Raw genomic sequence first — 18,984 nt, forward strand, 5'->3', positions numbered from 1 at the left:
CGTTTGCGATGGCAACGATCACCCGTAGGGTGGGTTAGGCGCCTGGTCGCGAGCCATGTAACACCACCGGAATCGGCTGCGCCGTAACCCACCATGTGCCTCGAGGGCGGCAACCGCTGGTGGGCTACGTGGCGCGCTCACAATGCATCAAACATTCAGAACCGCACGCGCCACTCACCCACCCTACGGGAATGATGCGTGCATTCAGTGCTTGGCGCATGCGGCACATGCACATAAAATGGAACCACGTTCCACTTTATGTATTTACCGTTCGATTCACTCGAACTGGCCGCCGCCAGGAGCCCCCCGCATGCCCGCCGATACCCCTCCGCTTTCTTCCCTCGACTGCGATGTGCTGATCATCGGCTCTGGCGCCGCCGGGCTTTCCGCTGCGGTCACGGCGGCCTGGCATGGCCAGAAGGTGGTGGTGGTCGAGAAGGATGCTGTCTTCGGCGGCGCCACCGCCTGGTCCGGGGGCTGGATGTGGGTGCCGCGCAACCCGCTGGCCCGGCGTGCCGGCATCGAGGAGGACATCGACCAGCCGCGCACCTACCTGCGCCACGAGCTGGGCGAGCACTTCAACGCATCCCTGGTCGAGGCCTTTCTGCAGAACGGCCCGCACATGGTCAGTTTCTTCGAGCGTCACAGCAGCCTGCAATTCGCCGACGGCAACGCCATCCCTGACATGCACGACAGCACCCCAGGCGCAGCCACCGGCGGGCACCAGGTGATCGCCGCGCCCTATGACGCTCGCGAGGTCGGCGCCCTGTTGCCGCGCCTGCGCAGGACCATGCCGGAAACCTCGTTCATGGGCATGCCGATCATGGCCGGCGCCGACCTGTCGGCCTTCCTCAGCATGACCCGCTCGCCCCGGGCCGCACTCTACGTGGCCAGGCGCTTCACCACCCACCTCTACCAACTGGCGCGCTACGGCCGCGCCATGCACCTGGTCAACGGCGTCGCCCTGGTGGCGCGCCTGGCGAAATCGGCCGTCGACCTGGGTGTGCACCTGATCGAATCGGCCCCCGCCACCCGCTTGCTCACGGACGCCGATCGCGTGTGCGGCGCCGAGGTGCGCCACAACGGCACGCCGCTGACCATCCGCGCTCGCAAGGCGGTGGTGCTGGCCGCCGGCGGCTTCGCCCACGACATCGAACGGCGCCGCGCGCTGTTCCCCCGCACACCCACCGGCCACGAGCACCTGGCCTTGCCACCGACCGCTTGCAACGGTGACGGCCTGCGCCTCGGCGAGGCGGTCGGTGCGGTGCTCAAGACCGACCTGGCCTCCCCCGTGGCGTGGGCGCCGGTGTCCCGGGTGCCCTACTCCGACGGCCGTGTCGGGCATTTCCCGCACATCATCGACCGGGGCAAGCCCGGGGTGATCGGCGTGCTGAAAAACGGCCAGCGCTTCGTCAACGAAGCCGACGGTTACTACCAGTACACCTCGGCCATGGTCGAGGCCGCCGCCGAGGGCGACGAGGTCTGTTCCTGGCTGATCTGCGACCACCGTTTCCAGCGCCGCTATGGCCTGGGCTTCGCCCGTCCCGCCCCGGTTCCGCTATTCAGCGTGCTGCGCAGCGGCTACCTGAAACGCAGCGACAGCCTCGAAGGATTGGCACGCGCCTGCGGCATCGACCCGGCCGGGCTGACGGCCACCGTCGCCACATTCAACCAACACGCCCGCCAGGGTGAAGACCCCGCCTTTGGCCGTGGCAGCACCGACTTCAACCGGCGCAGTGGCGATCCCACACACACGGGCCCGAACCCCTGCGTGGCGCCCATCAAGCACGGGCCGTTCTACGCGGTGAAAGTCGAACCGGGTTGCTTCGGCACCTTCGCCGGCCTCACCACCAATGACCAGGCCCAGGTGCTGGACGCGCAGCAGCAGCCGATCCCGGGCCTGTACGCCGCCGGCTGCGACATGGCCAGCGTGATGGGCGGCCACTACCCCTCCGGCGGCATCAACCTGGGCCCGGCGCTGACCTTCGGCTACATCGCCGGGCGCCATATCGCCGGGGCCAGCGCCTACGAATAAGCGCCCCTAAAAAAACCGCCGACCGGGTTCGACACCCGGCGGCGGTCAGAGGGAAATCACACGGCGGAGAGCATCTGTAGGAGCCCCGCTCCGGGGCGAAGCAGGTAAGGCATTCAGCGCATCAGCCACCCTTCGCCGCGGGGCGCGGCTCCCACAGTTCACACATCCGTCCCGGGTATCGCTGCGCTCAACCCAGGCTACGGTCTGATAGACGACCTGCAGGAGCGGCTGGGCGGCACCCCGATTGCCCGCGAGTTTTTCGTTCCAACCGTCAGCACACCGTTGGGCACAAACCGCCGGGCTCGCGGACAAGTCCGCTCCTACGGAGGTGGCTACTGCACTGCCGGCGCCGATCGCGGGGATAGGTGGGACCGCGCAGGTCGAGCGAAGCGACACCCATCGTAACCCAGCCCCGGGTATCGCTGCGCTCAACCCAGGCTACGGTGCGGCTGCAGCAAGGAATCAGCCTTCCAGCGACTCCACACCCAGCTCGTCCCACACCGATTCGGCCAGGTGGAAGGTGGCGTTGGCGGCCGGAATGCCGCAGTAGATCGCGCTCTGCATGATCACTTCCTTGATCTCGTCGCGGGTCACGCCGTTGTTCTTTGCAGCCCGCAGGTGCAGCTTCAGCTCGCCCTCGCGGTTCATGCCGATCAGCATGGCGATGGTGATCAGGCTGCGGGTGTGGCGCGGCAGGCCGGGGCGGGTCCAGATATCGCCCCAGGCATGGCGGGTGATCATTTCCTGGAATTCTTCGTTGAATGGCGTCAGTTGCTGCAGGCTGCGGTCCACGTGGGCGTCGCCCAGCACCGCGCGGCGTACCTGCATGCCGGCTTCGTAGCGTTGTTTCTCGTCCATCGACAAATCCTCGGATGAGCCCGTGGGAGCGCACTCCCACAAGAAAAGGGGTAGCGCTCAGGCGCGCAGGAATTCCACTACGCGCTGGCTGAAGGCATCGCCGGCCTGCACGTTGGACAGGTGCGCCGCGTGGAACTCCACCAGCTCTGCACCGGCAATACGGGCCTGCATGAAGCGGCCATGCTCCGGGGTCGTCACCGGGTCGCCGCTGCCGCAGACGATCAGGGTCGGCGCGCGGATGGCACCCAGCTGCTCGCGATAATCCGCATCACGCACCGCCGCGCAATTGGCCGCATAGCCCTCGGGCGAGGTCTGCGCCAGCATGCCGACGATATGCTCCACCTGACCTGGGTTCGCCTCGGCGAAGTCCGCCGTGAACCAGCGCGAAATCGAGGCATCACGCAGATCCCGCATGGCCTGGGCACCGCCGGCCAGCACGCCGTCAATGCGCGGGTTCCACACCTCCGGGGTGCCGATCTTGGCAGCGGTGTTGCACAGCACCAGGCGCACGATGCGCTCGGGGGCATTGATCGCCAGCCACTGGCCAATCAGCCCGCCCATGGACAGACCGCAGAAATGCGCCTGGGCAATGTCCAGGTGATCCAGCAGCGCCAGCACGTCCCGGCCGTTCTGCTCGATGCTGTAGGGCCCGTCGGTGACCAGGGACTGGCCGTGGCCCCGGGTGTCGTAGCGCAGCACCTGGAAGTCCCGGGTGAACGCAGTCATCTGCGCGTCCCACATGTGCAGGTCGGTACCCAGGGAATTGGACAGCACCAGCACCGGCGCACCGGCCGGCCCTTCGAGTTGGTAATGCAGGTCGCCATCGGCGAGTTGGACAACGGACACGGTCGACTCCTCAGTCAGACAGGGCGCGGTGATCGGCCACGGCGCGCGCTACCCAGCGCTGCGCCTGGCCCAGGTAACCGGCAGGATCGAGCAGGCGATCCAGCTCGGCGGCGTTCAGTTGAGCGCTGACTTCGGCGTTATCGCCGAGCACCGCCCGCAGGTGGCGGCGCTCGGCGATGGCCTGGCGGCAGCAGTGTTCGATCAGGTGATGGGCCGCATCACGGCCGATGTGTTGGGCCAGGGCGATGCTCACCGCTTCGGCCAGCACCAGGCCCTGGGTCAGTTCTAGGTTGGCGCCCATGCGCGCGGTGTCCACCTCCAGCCCCGGCACTGCAATCAGCGCCTGTTGCAGCGCGCCGGACACCAGGCAGCACAGCTCCGGCAGCGTCTCCCATTCGGCGTGCCACAGGCCGAGGCTGCGCTCGTGCTCCTGGGGCATGGCGGCCAGCAGGGTCGACACCAGGCCCGGCGCCCGGGTGGCGGCGGCGATCAATACCGCCGCGCCCACCGGGTTGCGTTTGTGCGGCATGGTCGAGGAACCGCCCTTGCCCGGCGCCGACGGTTCGAAGACTTCACCGACATCGGTCTGCATCAGCAGGCTGAGGTCACGGCCGAGCTTGCCCAGAGTGCCGGCGACCAATCCGAGCAGCGCGGCGAACTCCACCAGGCGGTCACGCTGGGTGTGCCAGGGCTGCTCCGGCAGCGTCAGGCCCAGTTCCTCAGCCAGCGCCTCGGACACCGGCCAGGCCTGCTCGCCCAGCGCCGCCAGGGTGCCGGCGGCACCACCGAACTGCAGCACCAGCAGGCGCGGTTTGAGTTCGGCCAGGCGCTGGCGATGGCGGGTAATGGCGCCCAGGGTGCCGGCCAGCTTCATGCCCAGGGTCACTGGTGTGGCGTGCTGCAACCAAGTGCGCCCCGGCAACACGCTGTCGGCGTGGCGCTCGGCCTGCCCGGCCAGGGCCTCGGCCAACTGAGCCAGGTCCTGTTCCAGCAAGTCGATGGCCTGGCGCAGTTGCAGAACCAGGCCGCTGTCCATGGCGTCCTGGCTGGTGGCGCCCAGGTGCACGTAGCGCTCGGCCTCGGCATCGCTGGCAGCGACGCGCTTACCCAGCGCCTTGACCAGGGGAATTGCTGAGTTGCCGGCCGTGGCGATGGCCTCGGCCAGTGCCGAATAGTCATACAGCTCAGCCCGGCAGGCCCCCTCGATGGGCGCCACGGCGGCCTGGGGAATCAGCCCGACCCGGGCCTCGGCACGGGCCAGGGCCGCCTCGAAATCCAGCATGCCCTGCACCCGGCCGCTGTCGGAAAACACAGTCCGCATGGCCGGGGTGGTGAAGTAACGGTCGAAGAGTTGATTGCTCACAAGACTCATCCAGAAGGCATCGGTGTCGCGTAGATTCGCAGCACTGGCGGGTGGAATCCAGCTCCGGTGGGGCCGGATCATCAGCACCGTAGGGTGGGCCGGGCGGCGTTCCGCTTCAGCCCACCGGGGTAAATATGGTTGGTGGGCTGAAGCCCACCCTACAGCCCACCCATCAGGATATGGAGCACTACACCCGCTCGATCACCAATGCCAATCCCTGTCCAACCCCCACGCACATGGTGGCCAGGCCGAGTTTGCCGCCGGTCTTTTCCAGGTGATGGACCGCGGTCAGCACTAGGCGATTGCCGCTCATGCCCAAGGGGTGGCCGAGGGCGATGGCGCCGCCGTTCGGGTTGACCTTGGGGCTGTCGTCCGCCAGGCCCAGGTCACGGGTGACCGCCAGGCCCTGGGCGGCGAAGGCTTCGTTCAGCTCAATGACGTCGAAGGCATTGATGTCGAGGTCGAGCCGCGCCAGCAGCTTGCGCACCGCTGGCACCGGGCCGACACCCATGATGCGTGGCGCCACGCCGCCGCTGGCCATGCCGAGCACCTTGGCGCGGGCCTTGAGGCCGTATTTCTGTACCGCCTCGGCGGACGCCAGGATCATCGCCGAGGCGCCGTCGTTCAAGCCCGAGGCGTTGCCCGCAGTGACCGTCTTGTCCGGCCCGTTGACCGGCTTGAGCTTGGCCAGGCCCTCGGCCGAGGTGTCGGCGCGAGGGTGCTCGTCGGTGTCGACCACGGTCTCGCCCTTCTTGGTGGTGATCACCACCGGGACGATTTCCTCGGCGTAGTAGCCAGCGGCCTGGGCTGCCGCCGCACGCTGCTGGCTGCGCAGGGCGAAGGCGTCCTGGTCGGCGCGGCTAACACCGTAGTCCTCGGCGACGTTGTCACCGGTGACCGGCATCGGGTCGACGCCATACTGCGCCTTCATCGCCGGGTTGACGAAGCGCCAGCCCAGGGTGGTGTCTTCCAGTTTCTGGCCACGGCCGAACGCGCTGTCAGCCTTGCCCATCACGTAAGGCGCGCGGGTCATGGACTCCACGCCCGCCGCGATGGCCAGCTCCATTTCCCCCGAGGCGATGGCGCGAAAGGCCGCACCCACCGCTTCCATGCCCGAGGCACAGAGGCGGTTGAGGGTCACACCCGGCACGGTTTCCGGCAGGCCAGCCAGCAGCAGCGCCATGCGCGCCACGTTGCGGTTGTCTTCGCCGGACTGGTTGGCACAGCCCATGAACACTTCGTCCACAGCGGTCCAATCGACCTGCGGGTTGCGCTCGACCAAGGCCTTGAGCGGGATCGCCGCCAGGTCATCGGCACGCACGGCGGACAGCCCGCCATTCAGCCGGCCGATGGGGGTGCGCACGGCGTCGCAGATGAAAACGTCGCGGCTCATTCGTCGCTCCCCTTCTGGCCATGGGCCGCCGCAGTGCGGGCTTCCAGGTCACGCAGCGCGGCCAGCTCGTGGGCCTGGGGCGCCTCGGTGGTGGCCACAGTGTCGGCGAAGCGGATCTGCCAACCGGTGTTCTCGATCACCTGCTCGCGGGTCACGCCCGGGTGCAGCGAGGTGACGATGAATTCGTTGCTGCCGGCTTCCGGCTCCATGATGCACAGGTCGGTGATGATCGCCACCGGCCCCTCCCCCGGCAGGCCGAGGCGCTTGCGGTGATCGCCGCCCTCGCCATGGCCGACCGAGGTGACGAACGCCAGCTTGTCGACGAAGGTGCGGTGGCCCTGCTTGAGGATGATCAGCACCTTCTTCGCGCTGCCGGCGATCTCCGGCGCGCCACCGGCGCCCGGCAGGCGCACCTTGGGCTGATGGTAGTCGCCGATTACCGTGGTGTTGATGTTGCCGTACTTGTCGACCTGGGCCGCGCCAAGGAAGCCGACGTCAATGCGCCCGCCCTGCAGCCAGTAGCGGAAGATCTCGCCGGTCGGTACCACGGTGTCGGCGGTCTCGGCCAGTTCGCCGTCACCGATGGACAGCGGCAGCACGCTCGGCTTGGCGCCGATCGGGCCGGATTCGTAGATCAGCACCACCTCCGGCGCGTGGGTCAGGCGCGCCAGGTTGGCCGCCTTGGACGGCAGGCCGATGCCGACGAAGCAGACGCTGCCATTGCCCAGGCGGCGGGCGGCGGCGACGGTCATCATTTCGTTGGTGTTGAAGTCGCTCATCACTTGCCCTCCCCGTTCAGTTTCGCCTGGTACTGCGCAAAGTCCTCGGTGCCACGGATGTACGCGTCGATCCAAGCGGTGAAGGTGTCGCGGTCACGGGCGATCGGGTCCCAGGCCTGGTAGAAGCGGTTGTCGCGCTCGTAGTAGCCATGGGCGTAGGACGGGTGGGCGCCGCCGGGCACCACGCACACGGCGGTGACGGCCCAGGTCGGCAACACGCAGGCGTTCATCGGCGCCTGCAGGTCGTCGACGATTTCTTCCACGGTGACGATGCAGCGCTTGGCAGCCAGGGCGGCTTCCTTCTGCACCCCGAGGATGCCCTGGATCAGCACGTTGCCCTTGCGGTCGGCCTTCTGCGCATGGATCACGGTGACGTCCGGGCGCACGCTCGGCACAGTGGCCAGCTTCTCGCCGGTGTAGGGGCACTCGATGAACTTGATCTCGGGGTTGACCTTGACCAGGTCCGAGCCCTGGTAACCACGCAGCACGGCGAACGGCAGGTTGGAAGCGCCGGCCACGTAGGCGTTGGCCATGGCCGCGTGGCTGTGCTCGCTGATGTCCAGCTTGTGCGGCCAGCCCTTCTCCACCGCATCACGCAGGCGATGCAGCGAGCCGACGCCGGGGTTGCCACCCCAGGAGAAGATCAGCCGCTTGGCGCAGCCGGCACCGATCAGCAGGTCATAGACCAGGTCCGGCGTCATGCGCACCAGGGTCAGGTCCTTGCGGTTCTGCCGGATCAGCTCGTGGGCGGCAGCGGTCGGAATCAGGTGGGTGAAGCCTTCGAGGGCGACGGTGTCGCCGTCGTTGACGAAGCGCTGGACCGCCTCGCCAAGGGAAATGATTTCAGCCATCGGTGGTGCTCTCACTCGTTTGACGATGCCCGCGCAGGGCGCGTGGCGTGTGAGGCAACAGTAGGCGGTGGGGTGCGGCCAAACAATCCGATAATCGCCATAGCGTTCGATTATCGAACCCTTCTGCACGCACGCGTGATGCAGCAGAAATCCCGTGAGCGACGCCCTTACAACGGCGGGAAAAGCTGGCTGCTGAGGTCGCGGCTGGCGTTGAGCATGATCGGCAGGAAGCGCTTTTCCAGTTCGCTGGCCGGCACGCGCCCGGCGTGGGTGCTGACGTTCATCGCCGCCAAAACGTGGCCGGCCGAGTCGTAGACCGGCACCGCGATCGAACGCAGGCCCTGCTCCAGCTCCTGGTCGACCACGCACCAGCCCTGCTGGCGCACGCGCTGCAGGCATTCCCACAGGGCTTCCGGGGTGTGCAGGGTGCGGCTGGTCTTGGGTTGCAGGTCGGCGTGGTCGAGGTATTCATGCAGGCTGTCGTCGTCCATGGCCGCCAGCAGGATGCGCCCCATGGACGTGCAGTACGCTGGCAGGCGGCTGCCAACGCTGAGGTCCACGGAAATCAGCCGCTGCGGGATCGCCGAGCGGGCCAGGTACAGCACCTGCTCGCCTTCCAGGGTGGCCAGGTTGCAGGCCTCGTGCAGCTGCTCGCTGATGCGGTCCAGGTACGGCTGGGCCGAGACCGCCAGGGGCGTGGACGACAGGTAGGCGTGGCCCAGGGTCAGCACCTTGGGCAACAATGAATAGGTGCGCCCGTCGGTGGTGACGTAGCCCAGCTTCATCAGGGTGTAGAGGCAACGCCGCACGGCAGCCCGGGGGATTTCCGTGCGGTGGCTGATCTGGGCGATGGTCAGGTGGCGCTTGCGCTCCTGGAAGGCGTTGATCACCGCCAGGCCCCGCGCCAGGGAGGTCATGAAGTTCGGATCGCCACTGAATTCTTCGATGCGTTTGGCCGGCGAGACATACACCGGCGGCATCATGGGGGTCAGGGGCGGACGCGTCTCGGACATGGGAGCCTCTCACGGGCAAGGGACAACGACATTTCGATTATCGAACGGGAGTTCGATAATCGCAATTGACCCGACTGGCCTGGCTGAATACCCTTGCCGCCGCCCAGCCCCGGTCGTTACGGTCAGGTACCCCACGGGGCTTGGTACGGTTCGGCTCACAAGGTAGGACCGTTAACACGGCCGGCCACGCACCGGCCTGCGTTGCGGCGCTCCCTGCCCGTGATCTCGATCGCGGGCGGGGTCCGCCACGGCGTCAGCCGAGCAGCCCGCGGTATTCGATGAAACCGATCAGCGAGCTGACGGTGATGAATGCCAGCACCGTGGCCCCCACCAGCGCCGCCGCGCAGCGCTCCTCCAGGCCGAAACGCTGGCCCATGATCGGGTAGATGCTCATCATCGGCGCACTGGCGAACAGTACCCCGGCCACCAGCATGTGCGGCTCGATGCCCGGCATCAGTGCAAGCGCCACGAACACCGCCAGCGGGTGCAGCAGCAGCTTGGCCAGGCTGATCTGTGCCACCTCGCGCCACACGCCATTGGCCTTCATGCCGTACAGGGTGCCGCCAATCACGAACAGCGCCACTGGCGCCGAAGCGCTGGCCAGCATGTCGATCGGCCGGCTCAGCAGCGTCGGCAGACTGATCCCCAGCAGCGACACCACCAAGCCGAAACTGATGCCGATGATGATCGGGTGCTTCAGCAGGCGCTTGAGGGTTTCGCCCAGCACGGCCCACTTCGACTGTGCCTGCTGCTGACCGCCTTCGGCCAGCATCAGCGCCAGGGGAATCATCAGCAGGTTCTCCACCAGCATGCCCAGGGCCAGTGCCACGGCGGCCTGCTCGCCCAGCACCATCACCGCGATCGGGTAACCGATGAAGCCGCTGTTGGACACCGACACGCCCATGCCCATGATCGCGCTGTGCGACAGGCTCTGGCGGCGCAACCAGAAGGCCGCGGCAAAGCCGATGCCGAAGATCGCCAGCGACCCCAGGGCGTAGGCGCCCATGTACGGCAGGTTGAGCACCTCGCTCAGCGGGCGCTGCGCCAGGGCATTGAACACCAGGGCAGGCAAGGCGAAGGTGATGACGAAGGTGCCCATGCCGCGCAATTGTTCGCGGTTGACCAGGCCCGCCCGTGTGGACACGAACCCCACACCAATCAGGATGAAAATCGGGGCGGTGATACTGAGTACGGCTAACACGCGACAAGGTTCTCCACGGACCTGGACAATTGCTGCAGACGGCTGCGGGTGCGGCTGAAATCGCTGGCGCCGATATCGGCGCACACCTGCTCCAGGCTCGCCTCGCTGGCCAGCAGCAGGACCACACCGCTGTCGTAGGCAACATCGATGAAGTTGATCACCCGCAGCTGCACATCCAGCGACAGCCGATGCAGCGGCGGCACGTTGCTGACGGCGATGCACGCCACCTGCTCGCACAACCCCAGGTAATCCGCCGTCGACGACGGCACCTCGAACAGTGCCGGGAAATCCAGCCAGACGCCCTGCCCGCTGCGCCCCCGCAGTGCGAAGCGCCGGCGGTTCAGCTCCAGCTCGCCGCCGGTTTGCGTACCAACTTGCAAGGCATGGCTCAACAGGGAGTCGGCCCGGGCCATCGGGGCCTGGATGAAGCGTCCCCACTCATGCCGGGTGCGCTGGCGATAATCCTCGCCGGCGTCGAGTTCGAGTACCTGGAAATGGCGCTGCAGCAACGCGATGAACGGCTTGAAGCGTACATGATAGAGCGGGTTCGGGCACAGCCCGGCGGGTGGGAAGTTGGAGGTGAACACCAGCGCCACGTTCTCGCGCAGCAGGCATTCGAGCAGGCGCCCGAGCAGAATGGCGTCGCCGATATCGTGCACATGGAACTCATCGAAACACAGCAGGCGTGCTTCGGTGGCCAGGTCCGCGGCCACCCGCGCCAACGGCTCGGGTTGCCCGGCGTAGGCATTCAGGCGCTGCTGCAGCTCCTGGAGAAAACCGTGCACATGCACCCGACGCTTGTTCGCCAGGGGCGCGGCGGCGAACAGGCAGTCCATGACAAAACTCTTGCCGCGCCCGACACCGCCCCACAGGTACACGCCGGCAGCCGGACGCCGCCAGCGCCGCTTGGGCGTCAGCTGCCTGTCCAGCCAGTCGGCGAGCTGGGCGATGGCCCGTTGCTGGGCGGCATCGGCACGAAAGCCTCGGGCCGCCAGCTCGCGGTCGAAGTGACGGCGCACCGCCTCGACGGGCGCCACCGGTTCAGAAGTCAAAGAACACGGTTTCACCGTCCCCCTGGATGCGGATATCGAAGCGGTAGGCGGTCTTGCCGTCGACCTCGCAGCGCCTGGCGACCAGCGTCTCGCGGCGCTGCGGCTGCTCGATCAGATTGAGCACCGGGTCCTTGGCGTTGGCCTCGGCTTCGTCATCGAAGTACAGGCGCGTCTGCAGGTGGATGTTGATACCCCGGGCAAACAGCGTGACGTTGATGTGCGGCGCCATGGGCACGCCTGCCGCGTTGTTCACCACGCCCGGCTTGACGGTCTGCACCGTCCACTCGCTGCCGGCATCGAAGGTGGTGGCGGTACGGCCGAAGCCGTTGAAGGATTTCTCCAGGTCGTAGGCTTCGTCGTAACGACCCTGGTGATCGGCTTGCCACAGTTCCAGGAACGCGTCGCGCACCAGGTGGCCGTTGCCGTCGTAGACGTGGCCGACCAGTAGAATATGCTCGCCCGGCGCACCAGGCTTGGCCATCTGGCTCCAGACTTCCTGGTCGCGGACCGGGTTGCCGGCAGCCGCCAGGGCCAGGCCGATGTGCACGTAGGGGCCGGCGGTTTGCGAAGGGGTTTCCGGCAGCAGTTCGATAGGCATGCGTGGCTCCTCAGCAATTCTCGAAGTGAGTCTTTCGCTGCCCGCGCAGCACGATGTCGAAGCGATACGCCAGGCAATCCATGGGGTTGGCGGCGTTCATGTCGAGCTTGGCGATCAGGGTCTGCACCGCGTCGGGGTTGGCAATGGACTTGACGATCGGGCACAGCGGGATCAGCGGGTCGCCTTCGAAATACAACTGGGTCACCAGACGCGTGGAGATCGACGGGCCGTTCAGCGAGAAATGGATATGCGCCGGGCGCCAGTCGTTGGGGTTGTTGCGCCAGGGATACGGGCCCGGCTTGATGGTGCGGAAGCAGTAGTTGCCTTCGCTGTCGGTCAGGGCACGGCCCACGCCGCCGAAGTTCGGGTCGAGCGGCGCCAGGTAGCGGTCGTTCTTGTGGCGGTAACGGCCGCCGGCGTTGGCCTGCCACATCTCCACCAGGGTATGCGGGATCGGCTTGCCGTACTGGTCCATGACCCGGCCGCAGACCAGGATGCGCTCGCCCACCGGCAGCCCGCCGTTGTTGAAGTTGAGCAGCAGGTCGTTGTCGTGCTGGCCCAGCTTCAGGTGCGAGAAATCCGGGCCGGTGGTTTCGGAAATCGACTGCGGAATGCTCACCAGCGCCTGGCGCGGGGAACGGGCGATGGAGGTCTTGTAGTCGGGGGTGAAGGCTTTCGGGTGCCAGTTTCGATCACGGATCACGAAACGGCGAGTGTCCTCGGCGGGCATGGGCACGCTCCTGTTATTCGGGTATGGGAGTCGAGCCTGTCGGGCAGGCAGCTAGTGCCGAAGTGTCCGGCAAACGCCGGCCGAGGAACATTGAAAAGACAGCGCCAATCCATAACCAAATGGTTATGAGAAAAGTCCCTCGCGGTACTCCCCCGCCACCTCGCGCAGCACCTCGCAGAACCATTGCGAGGTCATGGCCTGGGGCATGGCGGTGTTGCTGCAGATGCCCACGGAGCCGCCCGGCTCCTGGATGCCCAGGGCCAGCTCGACCAGTTCGCCACGCTGCACGTCCAGGCGCACGGCGTCCTGGGGCGCGACCCAGATCGCTTCGCTGCACTGCACGTAGCGGCGACTCAGGGCCGGCGACAGGGTTTCCAGGCGCTGCTGCGGCTGGGCCACGCCGCACTGCACGAACAGGCTGTCAGCGTGGCGGCGGATGGTGGTGCCGGCTAGGGGCAGCACCAGCGGGTAATCGCCCAGGCGGCTGAGGTCGCTGGTACCCGCCAACAACGGGTGGCCGGGGCGCACCACCAGGGTCATGGATTCGCTGTACAGGTGCTCGAAGGTCAGGCCCTGGATCTCCGGGCTGTCGGTCATGCGCCCCACCACCAGGTCCAGCTCGCCGACCCGCAACTGGCTGAGCAGGTAGGCACTCGGCCCGGTGGCGATGCTCACCACCAGTGCTGCGTGACGGGTGTGCAGGCGCCGCACCACTTCGGGTATCAGCAGGCTCTCGACCGTGGACAACACCCCGACGCGGATCGGCTCGGCCTGGTGCTCGCCGCCGCGCAGGCTGGCCACACCATCACGCAGCGCTTGCACGCTGGGCCCGGCGTAGCGCATGAAAGCCACCCCGGCGGGCGTCAGGCTGACGCCGCTCTTGCCACGTTCGAACAGCGTGGCGGCGAGCATCTCTTCCAGCTCTTTGAGGGTCTTGGAGATCGCCGGCTGGCTCACCGCCAGGGCATCCGCCGCCTTGGCGAAACTGCGCTGCCGGGCGATCTCCAGGAAGCAGACCAGGTGGCGAAACTTGATGCGGGTATTGATGTTCATCGGCGAGCCTTGGGTGCGGACGACGCCGATTACACCACACGTCAGCCCTTGGTGGCGCCTGCCTCGCGCTCGGCCCGGGCGTCCTCCAGCAGTTGCTGGATCACCTGCTCCTGGGTCTCGTAGCGCCCTTCGCCGAAGTGGCTGAAACGTACGCGGCCCTTGGCGTCGATGAAGTAATGGGCCGGCCAGTACTGGTTATCGAAGGCGCGCCAGATCGCGTAGTTGTTATCGATGGCCACCGGGTAGGCGATGTCGAGCTTCTTCACCTCGCGCTGCACATTGCTGATGAGCTTCTCGAAGGCAAACTCCGGGGTGTGCACACCGATCACCACCAGGCCGTCCTTCTCGTATTTCTTCGCCCACTGGTTCACGTACGGCAGGCTGCGCTGGCAATTGATGCAGTCGAAGGTCCAGAAGTCCACCAGCACCACCTTGCCGCGCAGGGATTCGGCGCTCAGCGGCGGCGAATTCAGCCACTGCACCGCGCCCTCCAGCGAAGGCATGGCGCCGTGGTCGCGCAGCCCCAGCGGCGCGGCATCGGCCTTGCTGATCACGTAGTCGATGGCCTTGGGCACGTTCTCCAGCAGGCTGCGCTCCACCGCGTTGCCGCCCTCGGACGAGGCCTGCTCGTACAACTGGCGATCCACGCCGGTGGCGATCGACACCGCCGCCAGCAGCGCCGCGATACCGGTGCCCCGACGCAACCAGGAGGTGACCGGCAGCAGCGGTTTCAAACGCGCCACCAGGCCACGGCCGGCGACGATCAGCAGCCCCAGGGAACAGGCGCTGCCCAGGCCGTAGGCCAGCAGCAACAGGCTGGTCTGGCTGCTGGCGCCCTGCAGCATGGCGCTGGACAGAATCGCCCCCAGGATCGGCCCGGCACAGGGCGCCCAAAGCAACCCGGTGGCCACCCCCACGGTGAGCGAGGCCAGCGGGCCACTGGCACCACGCATGGACGGGTCGATGCGGTTGGCCAGGGCCACGAAGGGCTTCGACAGCCAGGTGCCGACTCGCGCAGAGATCAGCGACAACGCGAACAGCACCAGGATCACCAAGGCTACCTGGCGGCCAGCGATGTTGGCGTGCACCACCCACTCGCTGCTCACCACCGCCAGGCTCGAGACCAGGGCGAAAGTCAGCGCCATGCCGCTCAGCACCAGCAGGATGGACGAGCGCGAACGGCTGACGCCGGCGAACAGGAACGGCACCACGGGGAGGATGCACGGGCTGAGGACCGTCAGGACCCCACCCAGAAAGGCGATGAGCAGCATGGCGTTACCTATGGAGGCTGTGGCGCCCGGCCGGCGCCGTGTCGGCGGGCCGGGTCAGCCAGGTTGGAAGGAGCAGCGGGATGGGGCCAGGGGCCGCGCCCCACTCACGCCTGGGTGGTCGTGGCGCGTTCGTCGACCCAGCGGCCCAGTGGTGTACGGCTGAACCCGTTGGAAGCCACGGCTTCGCTCTGCATGCCCTGCGGCGTGCGGCTGAAGCCATCTTCGGCAACGCGCTCCAGCTGCTGGCCCAGCGGCGTACGGCTGCTGCCGTTCTCGGTCAGCGAGGGCACGGAACCCTTGCCGGCCAGCGGCGTGACCTGGAAGCAGAGGCCGCTCTCGCCGCGCTGGTTCTCGCTGGCGGCGTTGGCGTGCACCGCGACACCGGCCAGGGAAAAGGCGACGGCGGTGAGGAAGCTGTTGAGACTGTTCATGGGGTAACTCCCGCTTGCAACGTGGCGTGAAAGAAACGCAGCGTGGGCAGATCAGTTGCCATCGCTGCAGTTCTCGGCGAGCTTGCTGTAGCCCAGGACGTGCTGCTGGCCGTGGGAATCCAGGTAGGTCATGCGGGCGTTCACCACGCCGCAGGTGTCGGAGCTGTCTTCGCTCAGCGACACCACTTTCTGGATATCCAGGTGGCTGCCGTAGGTGTAGGTTTCGGCTTTGCTATCGGCCTGTGCCATGGCGGGCAGCGCGCCCAGGTTCAGGGCAGCAAACAGGCAAGCGGCGGTAAGGGTCTTCCAGTTCATGATCGTGTCCTCGCAGTCATCGTGTGGGTTGAGTCGAGGCGAGTGATGTCGTCTCGATGGGTCCCATTGAATGCCCGCGAGGTATCTCGGATGTGTCGGGAAAAACCGCCGTCGGATTCGTTACGTGTCAGAGCGGGCGCGGGATACAGAGCGATACATTCGCCCCGGTTTTGCATGCCTCTGTAACCCTCGCATCGCCAGATACACTGCAATACAAAGCCCGGCAGGCAGGCGCGCCGGGCATGGTTACACTGCGCGCATCACACACATTCCTGGAGGCCCGAACGATGGAACATGTCGATCACATATTGATCGTGGATGACGACCGCGAGATCAGGGAACTGGTCGGCAACTACCTGAAGAAGAACGGCCTGCGCACCACGGTGGTCGCCGACGGCCGCCAGATGCGCGCCTTCCTGGAGAGCAACCAGGTCGACCTGATCGTGCTCGACATCATGATGCCCGGCGATGACGGCCTGCTGCTGTGCCGCGAACTGCGCGCGGGCAAACACAAGGCCACGCCGGTGCTGATGCTCACCGCGCGCACCGATGAAACCGACCGCATCATCGGCCTAGAAATGGGCGCCGACGACTACCTGGCCAAACCCTTCGCCGCCCGCGAGCTGCTGGCACGCATCAATGCCGTGCTGCGCCGTACGCGCATGCTGCCGCCCAACCTGGTGGTCACCGAAAGCGGCCGCCTGCTGCGCTTCGGCCGCTGGCGCCTGGACACCACCGCCCGCCACCTGCTGGACGAAGACGACACCCTGGTGGCCCTGAGCGGCGCCGAGTACCGCCTGCTGCGCGTGCTCCTCGATCACCCGCAGCGCGTGCTCAGCCGCGACCAGTTGCTCAACCTGACCCAGGGCCGCGAGGCCGACCTGTTCGACCGCTCCATCGACCTGCTGGTCAGCCGCCTGCGCCAGCGCCTGCTGGATGACGCCCGCGACCCGGCCTACATCAAGACCGTGCGCAGCGAAGGCTACGTCTTCACCTTCGCGGTGGAGATCCTCGGGGAGCAGCCATGAGTTTCGCCCTGCACTGGCCGCGCACCCTCGCCTCGCGGCTGTCGCTGATCTTCCTGGTCGGGCTGATCCTGGCCCAGGCCCTGTCGTTCGGCGCGCAGTATTACGAGCGCTACCAGAGCACCAAGAACACCATGCTCGGCACCCTGGAGACCGACGTGTCCACCTCGGTGGCCATCCTTGATCGCCTGCCCGCCGCCGAGCGCCCCGACTGGCTGATGCGCCTGCAACGGCGCAACTACGGCTACCTGCTGCGCGAAGCCGACCCGGGCGTGCCGCTGAACCCGAACGACATCCCCATCGCCGTGCATTCGATCCAGGCCGCCCTGGGTGGCGACTACGTCCTGACCTTCAGCGAGATCCCCGGCCCGATCAAACACTTCCAGGCCCAGTTGCGCCTGGCCGACGGCAGCCCGGTCACCCTCGACGTGCGCCCCAAGGTCGCGCCGATGTCGCCCTGGCTGCCGTTCATGCTGCTCGGTCAACTGGCGCTGATGATCGCCTGCACCTGGCTCGCCGTGCGCATCGCCATCCGCCCGCTGACCCGCCTGGCCGATGCGGTGGCGAACCTCGACCCCAACGCCCACCCGGTGCCCCTGGATGAAAACGGCCCACGGGAAGTGGCCCACGCCGCCATGGCCTTCAACGCCATGCAGACGCGCATCGCCGACTACCTCAAGGAACGCATGCAACTGCTGGCCGCCATCTCCCACGACCTGCAGACGCCGATCACCCGCATGAAACTGCGCGCCGAGTTCATGGACGACTCCGCCGAGAAGGACAAGCTGACCCAGGACCTCAGCGAAATCGAACACCTGGTGCGCGAGGGCGTGGCTTATGCGCGCAGCGTGCATGGCGCCACCGAGGCCAGCTGCCGCCTCAACCTGGATTCTTTCCTCGACAGCCTGGTGTTCGACTACCAGGACACCGGCCAGGACGTGACCCTGGCTGGCAAGAACGGCGCCGTCATCGAAACGCGGCCCCACGCACTGCGACGCATTCTGGTGAACCTGGTGGACAACGCGGTGAAGTTCTCCGGCGCCGCCGAGGTGGTGATCGACGGCACTGCCGACGCGGGCCTGTCGATCAGCGTGCTGGACCGTGGCCCGGGCATCGCCGAGGCCGAGCTGGCCGACGTGCTCAAGCCCTTCTACCGCGTGGAAAGCTCGCGCAACCGCAGCACCGGCGGCACCGGTCTGGGGCTGGCCATCGCCCAGCAATTGGCCCAGGCCATCGGCGGTTCCCTGAGCCTGCACAACCGCGACGGTGGCGGCCTCTGCGTGACCCTGCACCTGCCGGCCAAGGCCTGACGCCTGGCCGGGCCGTTTGTATGCCTGTGTATCCGCCGCTGCCCGTTACACACGAGCATGCACAAACGCCGGTTCCTGACATAGCCGGCATACACGCCCTTGCAAGACTCCTGACTGTCGCCTGACCCACCGCATGCCCCGGATGGCGAAGGCCTTTCTCACAGGAGTTCTGCCATGACCACCTCAACCAACACCCTGCGCGGCTGGCCGCTGTTCAGCCTGATCGCCGTACTGATCCTGGCGATGAGCGCCGCCGCCATCGCCCTGCAACCCGACCTCATCGAAGGCCTGCGCAGTGCCATCCGCGCCACCGCCCGCTCCTCCTTCGCCCTGTTCCTCGCGGCCTTCACCGCCTCAGCCTTCGCCGTGCTGGTGCCGTCGGAGCTCTCCCGTGCCCTGGTGCGCGAGCGGCGCTTCCTGGGCCTGGCGTTCGCCTTCTCGCACTTCGTGCACGCGGTACTGATCTACGCCTACGGGCAGCTCAACACCGAGTTCTGGCCGGCGCGCAGCGTGGTGGACAACACCCCCGGCACCGTGGCTTACGTGTTCATCCTGCTGATGGCCCTGACCTCCTTCAAAGGCCCGGCCCGCCTGATCGGCGCCAGCGCCTGGAAGCGCCTGCACGTGACCGGCATGTGGATCATCATGGCGGTCTTCGCCTACGCCAACTTCAAGCGCATCCCCATGAGTGCCTGGTACGTGCTGCCCTTCGGCATCGCCTGCGCCGCCGTGGCCATCCGCCTGGTCGGCAAGCTGGCCCTGGCCACCAAACGCCGCCAGGCCAGACAGCCCGCCGCCCGCCCCGCCACCGCTGCCTGATACCGCACGCGGGCGGCCCCTGCGCGGCCGCCCGAGCCCCC

19 protein-coding genes are annotated in these 18,984 nt (G+C 67.1%); 4 read left to right on the top strand and 15 right to left on the bottom strand.

Features of this window, described 5'->3' with window-relative positions:
• Positions 1–310: 310 nt before the first annotated feature.
• Positions 311–2,035: an FAD-dependent oxidoreductase gene (locus tag N5C28_RS00005; protein WP_279818631.1), complete on the top strand. Its 1,725-nt coding sequence runs from the start codon at positions 311–313 to the stop codon at positions 2,033–2,035.
• Between the two features lie 462 nt (positions 2,036–2,497).
• On the opposite strand, the gene pcaC is transcribed toward N5C28_RS00005, so the two are convergent.
• From pcaC to N5C28_RS00080, 15 genes are all read right to left on the bottom strand, one after another.
• Positions 2,498–2,893 carry a 4-carboxymuconolactone decarboxylase gene (gene pcaC / locus N5C28_RS00010; RefSeq protein ID WP_279818633.1) on the bottom strand — a complete coding sequence of 132 codons (396 nt, stop codon included), beginning with the start codon at positions 2,891–2,893 and terminating at the stop codon, positions 2,498–2,500.
• A gap of 57 nt (positions 2,894–2,950) precedes the next feature.
• Positions 2,951–3,739, bottom strand: a complete 789-nt coding sequence (gene pcaD / locus N5C28_RS00015) for a 3-oxoadipate enol-lactonase (protein ID WP_279818635.1) — start codon at positions 3,737–3,739, stop codon at positions 2,951–2,953.
• A gap of 10 nt (positions 3,740–3,749) precedes the next feature.
• A complete protein-coding gene (locus N5C28_RS00020; protein WP_279818638.1) occupies positions 3,750–5,111 on the bottom strand; it encodes a 3-carboxy-cis,cis-muconate cycloisomerase in 1,362 nt (453 codons plus the stop codon).
• A 178-nt stretch (positions 5,112–5,289) separates the two neighbouring features.
• Positions 5,290–6,495 (bottom strand): 3-oxoadipyl-CoA thiolase, encoded by a 1,206-nt coding sequence (pcaF, locus tag N5C28_RS00025; protein WP_279818641.1) that lies wholly within the window; start codon positions 6,493–6,495, stop codon positions 5,290–5,292.
• Positions 6,492–7,274 (bottom strand): CoA-transferase subunit beta, encoded by a 783-nt coding sequence (locus tag N5C28_RS00030; RefSeq protein WP_279818644.1) that lies wholly within the window; start codon positions 7,272–7,274, stop codon positions 6,492–6,494. The genes pcaF and N5C28_RS00030 overlap by 4 nt, the downstream gene beginning before the upstream one ends.
• On the bottom strand, positions 7,274–8,125 hold the full coding sequence (locus N5C28_RS00035) for a CoA transferase subunit A (protein ID WP_279818647.1): 852 nt from the start codon (positions 8,123–8,125) through the stop codon (positions 7,274–7,276). Before N5C28_RS00035 ends, N5C28_RS00030 begins: the two co-directional genes overlap by 1 nt.
• Positions 8,126–8,292: 167 nt before the next feature.
• Complete coding sequence (locus tag N5C28_RS00040) at positions 8,293–9,138, bottom strand: IclR family transcriptional regulator (protein ID WP_279818650.1); 846 nt, start codon at positions 9,136–9,138, stop codon at positions 8,293–8,295.
• Positions 9,139–9,391: 253 nt separating this feature from the next.
• Positions 9,392–10,339, bottom strand: a complete 948-nt coding sequence (locus tag N5C28_RS00045; RefSeq protein ID WP_279818653.1) for an AEC family transporter — start codon at positions 10,337–10,339, stop codon at positions 9,392–9,394.
• On the bottom strand, positions 10,333–11,391 hold the full coding sequence (zapE, locus tag N5C28_RS00050; protein ID WP_279818655.1) for a cell division protein ZapE: 1,059 nt from the start codon (positions 11,389–11,391) through the stop codon (positions 10,333–10,335). Before zapE ends, N5C28_RS00045 begins: the two co-directional genes overlap by 7 nt.
• Complete coding sequence (pcaG, locus tag N5C28_RS00055; protein ID WP_279818656.1) at positions 11,381–11,989, bottom strand: protocatechuate 3,4-dioxygenase subunit alpha; 609 nt, start codon at positions 11,987–11,989, stop codon at positions 11,381–11,383. The genes zapE and pcaG overlap by 11 nt, the downstream gene beginning before the upstream one ends.
• Before the next feature lie 10 nt (positions 11,990–11,999).
• Complete coding sequence (pcaH, locus tag N5C28_RS00060; protein WP_279818657.1) at positions 12,000–12,719, bottom strand: protocatechuate 3,4-dioxygenase subunit beta; 720 nt, start codon at positions 12,717–12,719, stop codon at positions 12,000–12,002.
• 123 nt (positions 12,720–12,842) lie between these two features.
• Positions 12,843–13,772, bottom strand: a complete 930-nt coding sequence (gene pcaQ / locus N5C28_RS00065; RefSeq protein WP_279818658.1) for a pca operon transcription factor PcaQ — start codon at positions 13,770–13,772, stop codon at positions 12,843–12,845.
• A 41-nt stretch (positions 13,773–13,813) separates the two neighbouring features.
• Positions 13,814–15,043, bottom strand: coding sequence for a cytochrome c biogenesis protein DipZ (locus N5C28_RS00070; protein ID WP_279818660.1), 1,230 nt, complete (start codon positions 15,041–15,043; stop codon positions 13,814–13,816).
• Between the two features lie 104 nt (positions 15,044–15,147).
• Positions 15,148–15,474 carry a hypothetical protein gene (locus N5C28_RS00075; RefSeq protein WP_279818663.1) on the bottom strand — a complete coding sequence of 109 codons (327 nt, stop codon included), beginning with the start codon at positions 15,472–15,474 and terminating at the stop codon, positions 15,148–15,150.
• A gap of 51 nt (positions 15,475–15,525) precedes the next feature.
• The gene (locus N5C28_RS00080) at positions 15,526–15,789 is read right to left on the bottom strand and encodes a DUF2790 domain-containing protein (protein ID WP_279818664.1); all 264 of its coding nucleotides are present in this window, start codon (positions 15,787–15,789) and stop codon (positions 15,526–15,528) included.
• Between the two features lie 287 nt (positions 15,790–16,076).
• On the opposite strand from N5C28_RS00080, the gene N5C28_RS00085 reads away from it, so the two are divergent.
• The 3 genes from N5C28_RS00085 to N5C28_RS00095 all read left to right on the top strand — a co-directional run bounded on the left by N5C28_RS00085 (position 16,077) and on the right by N5C28_RS00095 (position 18,943).
• Positions 16,077–16,817, top strand: a complete 741-nt coding sequence (locus tag N5C28_RS00085; RefSeq protein ID WP_279818667.1) for a response regulator — start codon at positions 16,077–16,079, stop codon at positions 16,815–16,817.
• Positions 16,814–18,124, top strand: a complete 1,311-nt coding sequence (locus N5C28_RS00090; protein WP_279818669.1) for a HAMP domain-containing sensor histidine kinase — start codon at positions 16,814–16,816, stop codon at positions 18,122–18,124. Before N5C28_RS00085 ends, N5C28_RS00090 begins: the two co-directional genes overlap by 4 nt.
• A gap of 174 nt (positions 18,125–18,298) precedes the next feature.
• Positions 18,299–18,943 carry a ferric reductase-like transmembrane domain-containing protein gene (locus tag N5C28_RS00095; protein ID WP_279818671.1) on the top strand — a complete coding sequence of 215 codons (645 nt, stop codon included), beginning with the start codon at positions 18,299–18,301 and terminating at the stop codon, positions 18,941–18,943.
• Positions 18,944–18,984: the final 41 nt, after the last annotated feature.

The organism is Pseudomonas sp. GD03944 (genome assembly GCF_029839275.1).
In the GTDB taxonomy this organism is placed as follows: domain Bacteria; phylum Pseudomonadota; class Gammaproteobacteria; order Pseudomonadales; family Pseudomonadaceae; genus Aquipseudomonas.

Excerpts from the sequence above, each read along its gene's own strand:
- N5C28_RS00005 (WP_279818631.1), top strand. The coding sequence starts at position 311 with ATGCCCGCCGATACCCCTCCGCTTTCTTCCCTCGACTGCGATGTGCTG.
- pcaC (WP_279818633.1), bottom strand. The coding sequence starts at position 2,893 with ATGGACGAGAAACAACGCTACGAAGCCGGCATGCAGGTACGCCGCGCG.
- N5C28_RS00020 (WP_279818638.1), bottom strand. The coding sequence starts at position 5,111 with ATGAGTCTTGTGAGCAATCAACTCTTCGACCGTTACTTCACCACCCCG.
- pcaF (WP_279818641.1), bottom strand. The coding sequence starts at position 6,495 with ATGAGCCGCGACGTTTTCATCTGCGACGCCGTGCGCACCCCCATCGGC.
- N5C28_RS00030 (WP_279818644.1), bottom strand. The coding sequence starts at position 7,274 with ATGAGCGACTTCAACACCAACGAAATGATGACCGTCGCCGCCGCCCGC.
- N5C28_RS00035 (WP_279818647.1), bottom strand. The coding sequence starts at position 8,125 with ATGGCTGAAATCATTTCCCTTGGCGAGGCGGTCCAGCGCTTCGTCAAC.
- N5C28_RS00040 (WP_279818650.1), bottom strand. The coding sequence starts at position 9,138 with ATGTCCGAGACGCGTCCGCCCCTGACCCCCATGATGCCGCCGGTGTAT.
- pcaG (WP_279818656.1), bottom strand. The coding sequence starts at position 11,989 with ATGCCTATCGAACTGCTGCCGGAAACCCCTTCGCAAACCGCCGGCCCC.
- pcaH (WP_279818657.1), bottom strand. The coding sequence starts at position 12,719 with ATGCCCGCCGAGGACACTCGCCGTTTCGTGATCCGTGATCGAAACTGG.
- pcaQ (WP_279818658.1), bottom strand. The coding sequence starts at position 13,772 with ATGAACATCAATACCCGCATCAAGTTTCGCCACCTGGTCTGCTTCCTG.
- N5C28_RS00070 (WP_279818660.1), bottom strand. The coding sequence starts at position 15,043 with ATGCTGCTCATCGCCTTTCTGGGTGGGGTCCTGACGGTCCTCAGCCCG.
- N5C28_RS00075 (WP_279818663.1), bottom strand. The coding sequence starts at position 15,474 with ATGAACAGTCTCAACAGCTTCCTCACCGCCGTCGCCTTTTCCCTGGCC.
- N5C28_RS00080 (WP_279818664.1), bottom strand. The coding sequence starts at position 15,789 with ATGAACTGGAAGACCCTTACCGCCGCTTGCCTGTTTGCTGCCCTGAAC.
- N5C28_RS00085 (WP_279818667.1), top strand. The coding sequence starts at position 16,077 with ATGGAACATGTCGATCACATATTGATCGTGGATGACGACCGCGAGATC.
- N5C28_RS00090 (WP_279818669.1), top strand. The coding sequence starts at position 16,814 with ATGAGTTTCGCCCTGCACTGGCCGCGCACCCTCGCCTCGCGGCTGTCG.
- N5C28_RS00095 (WP_279818671.1), top strand. The coding sequence starts at position 18,299 with ATGACCACCTCAACCAACACCCTGCGCGGCTGGCCGCTGTTCAGCCTG.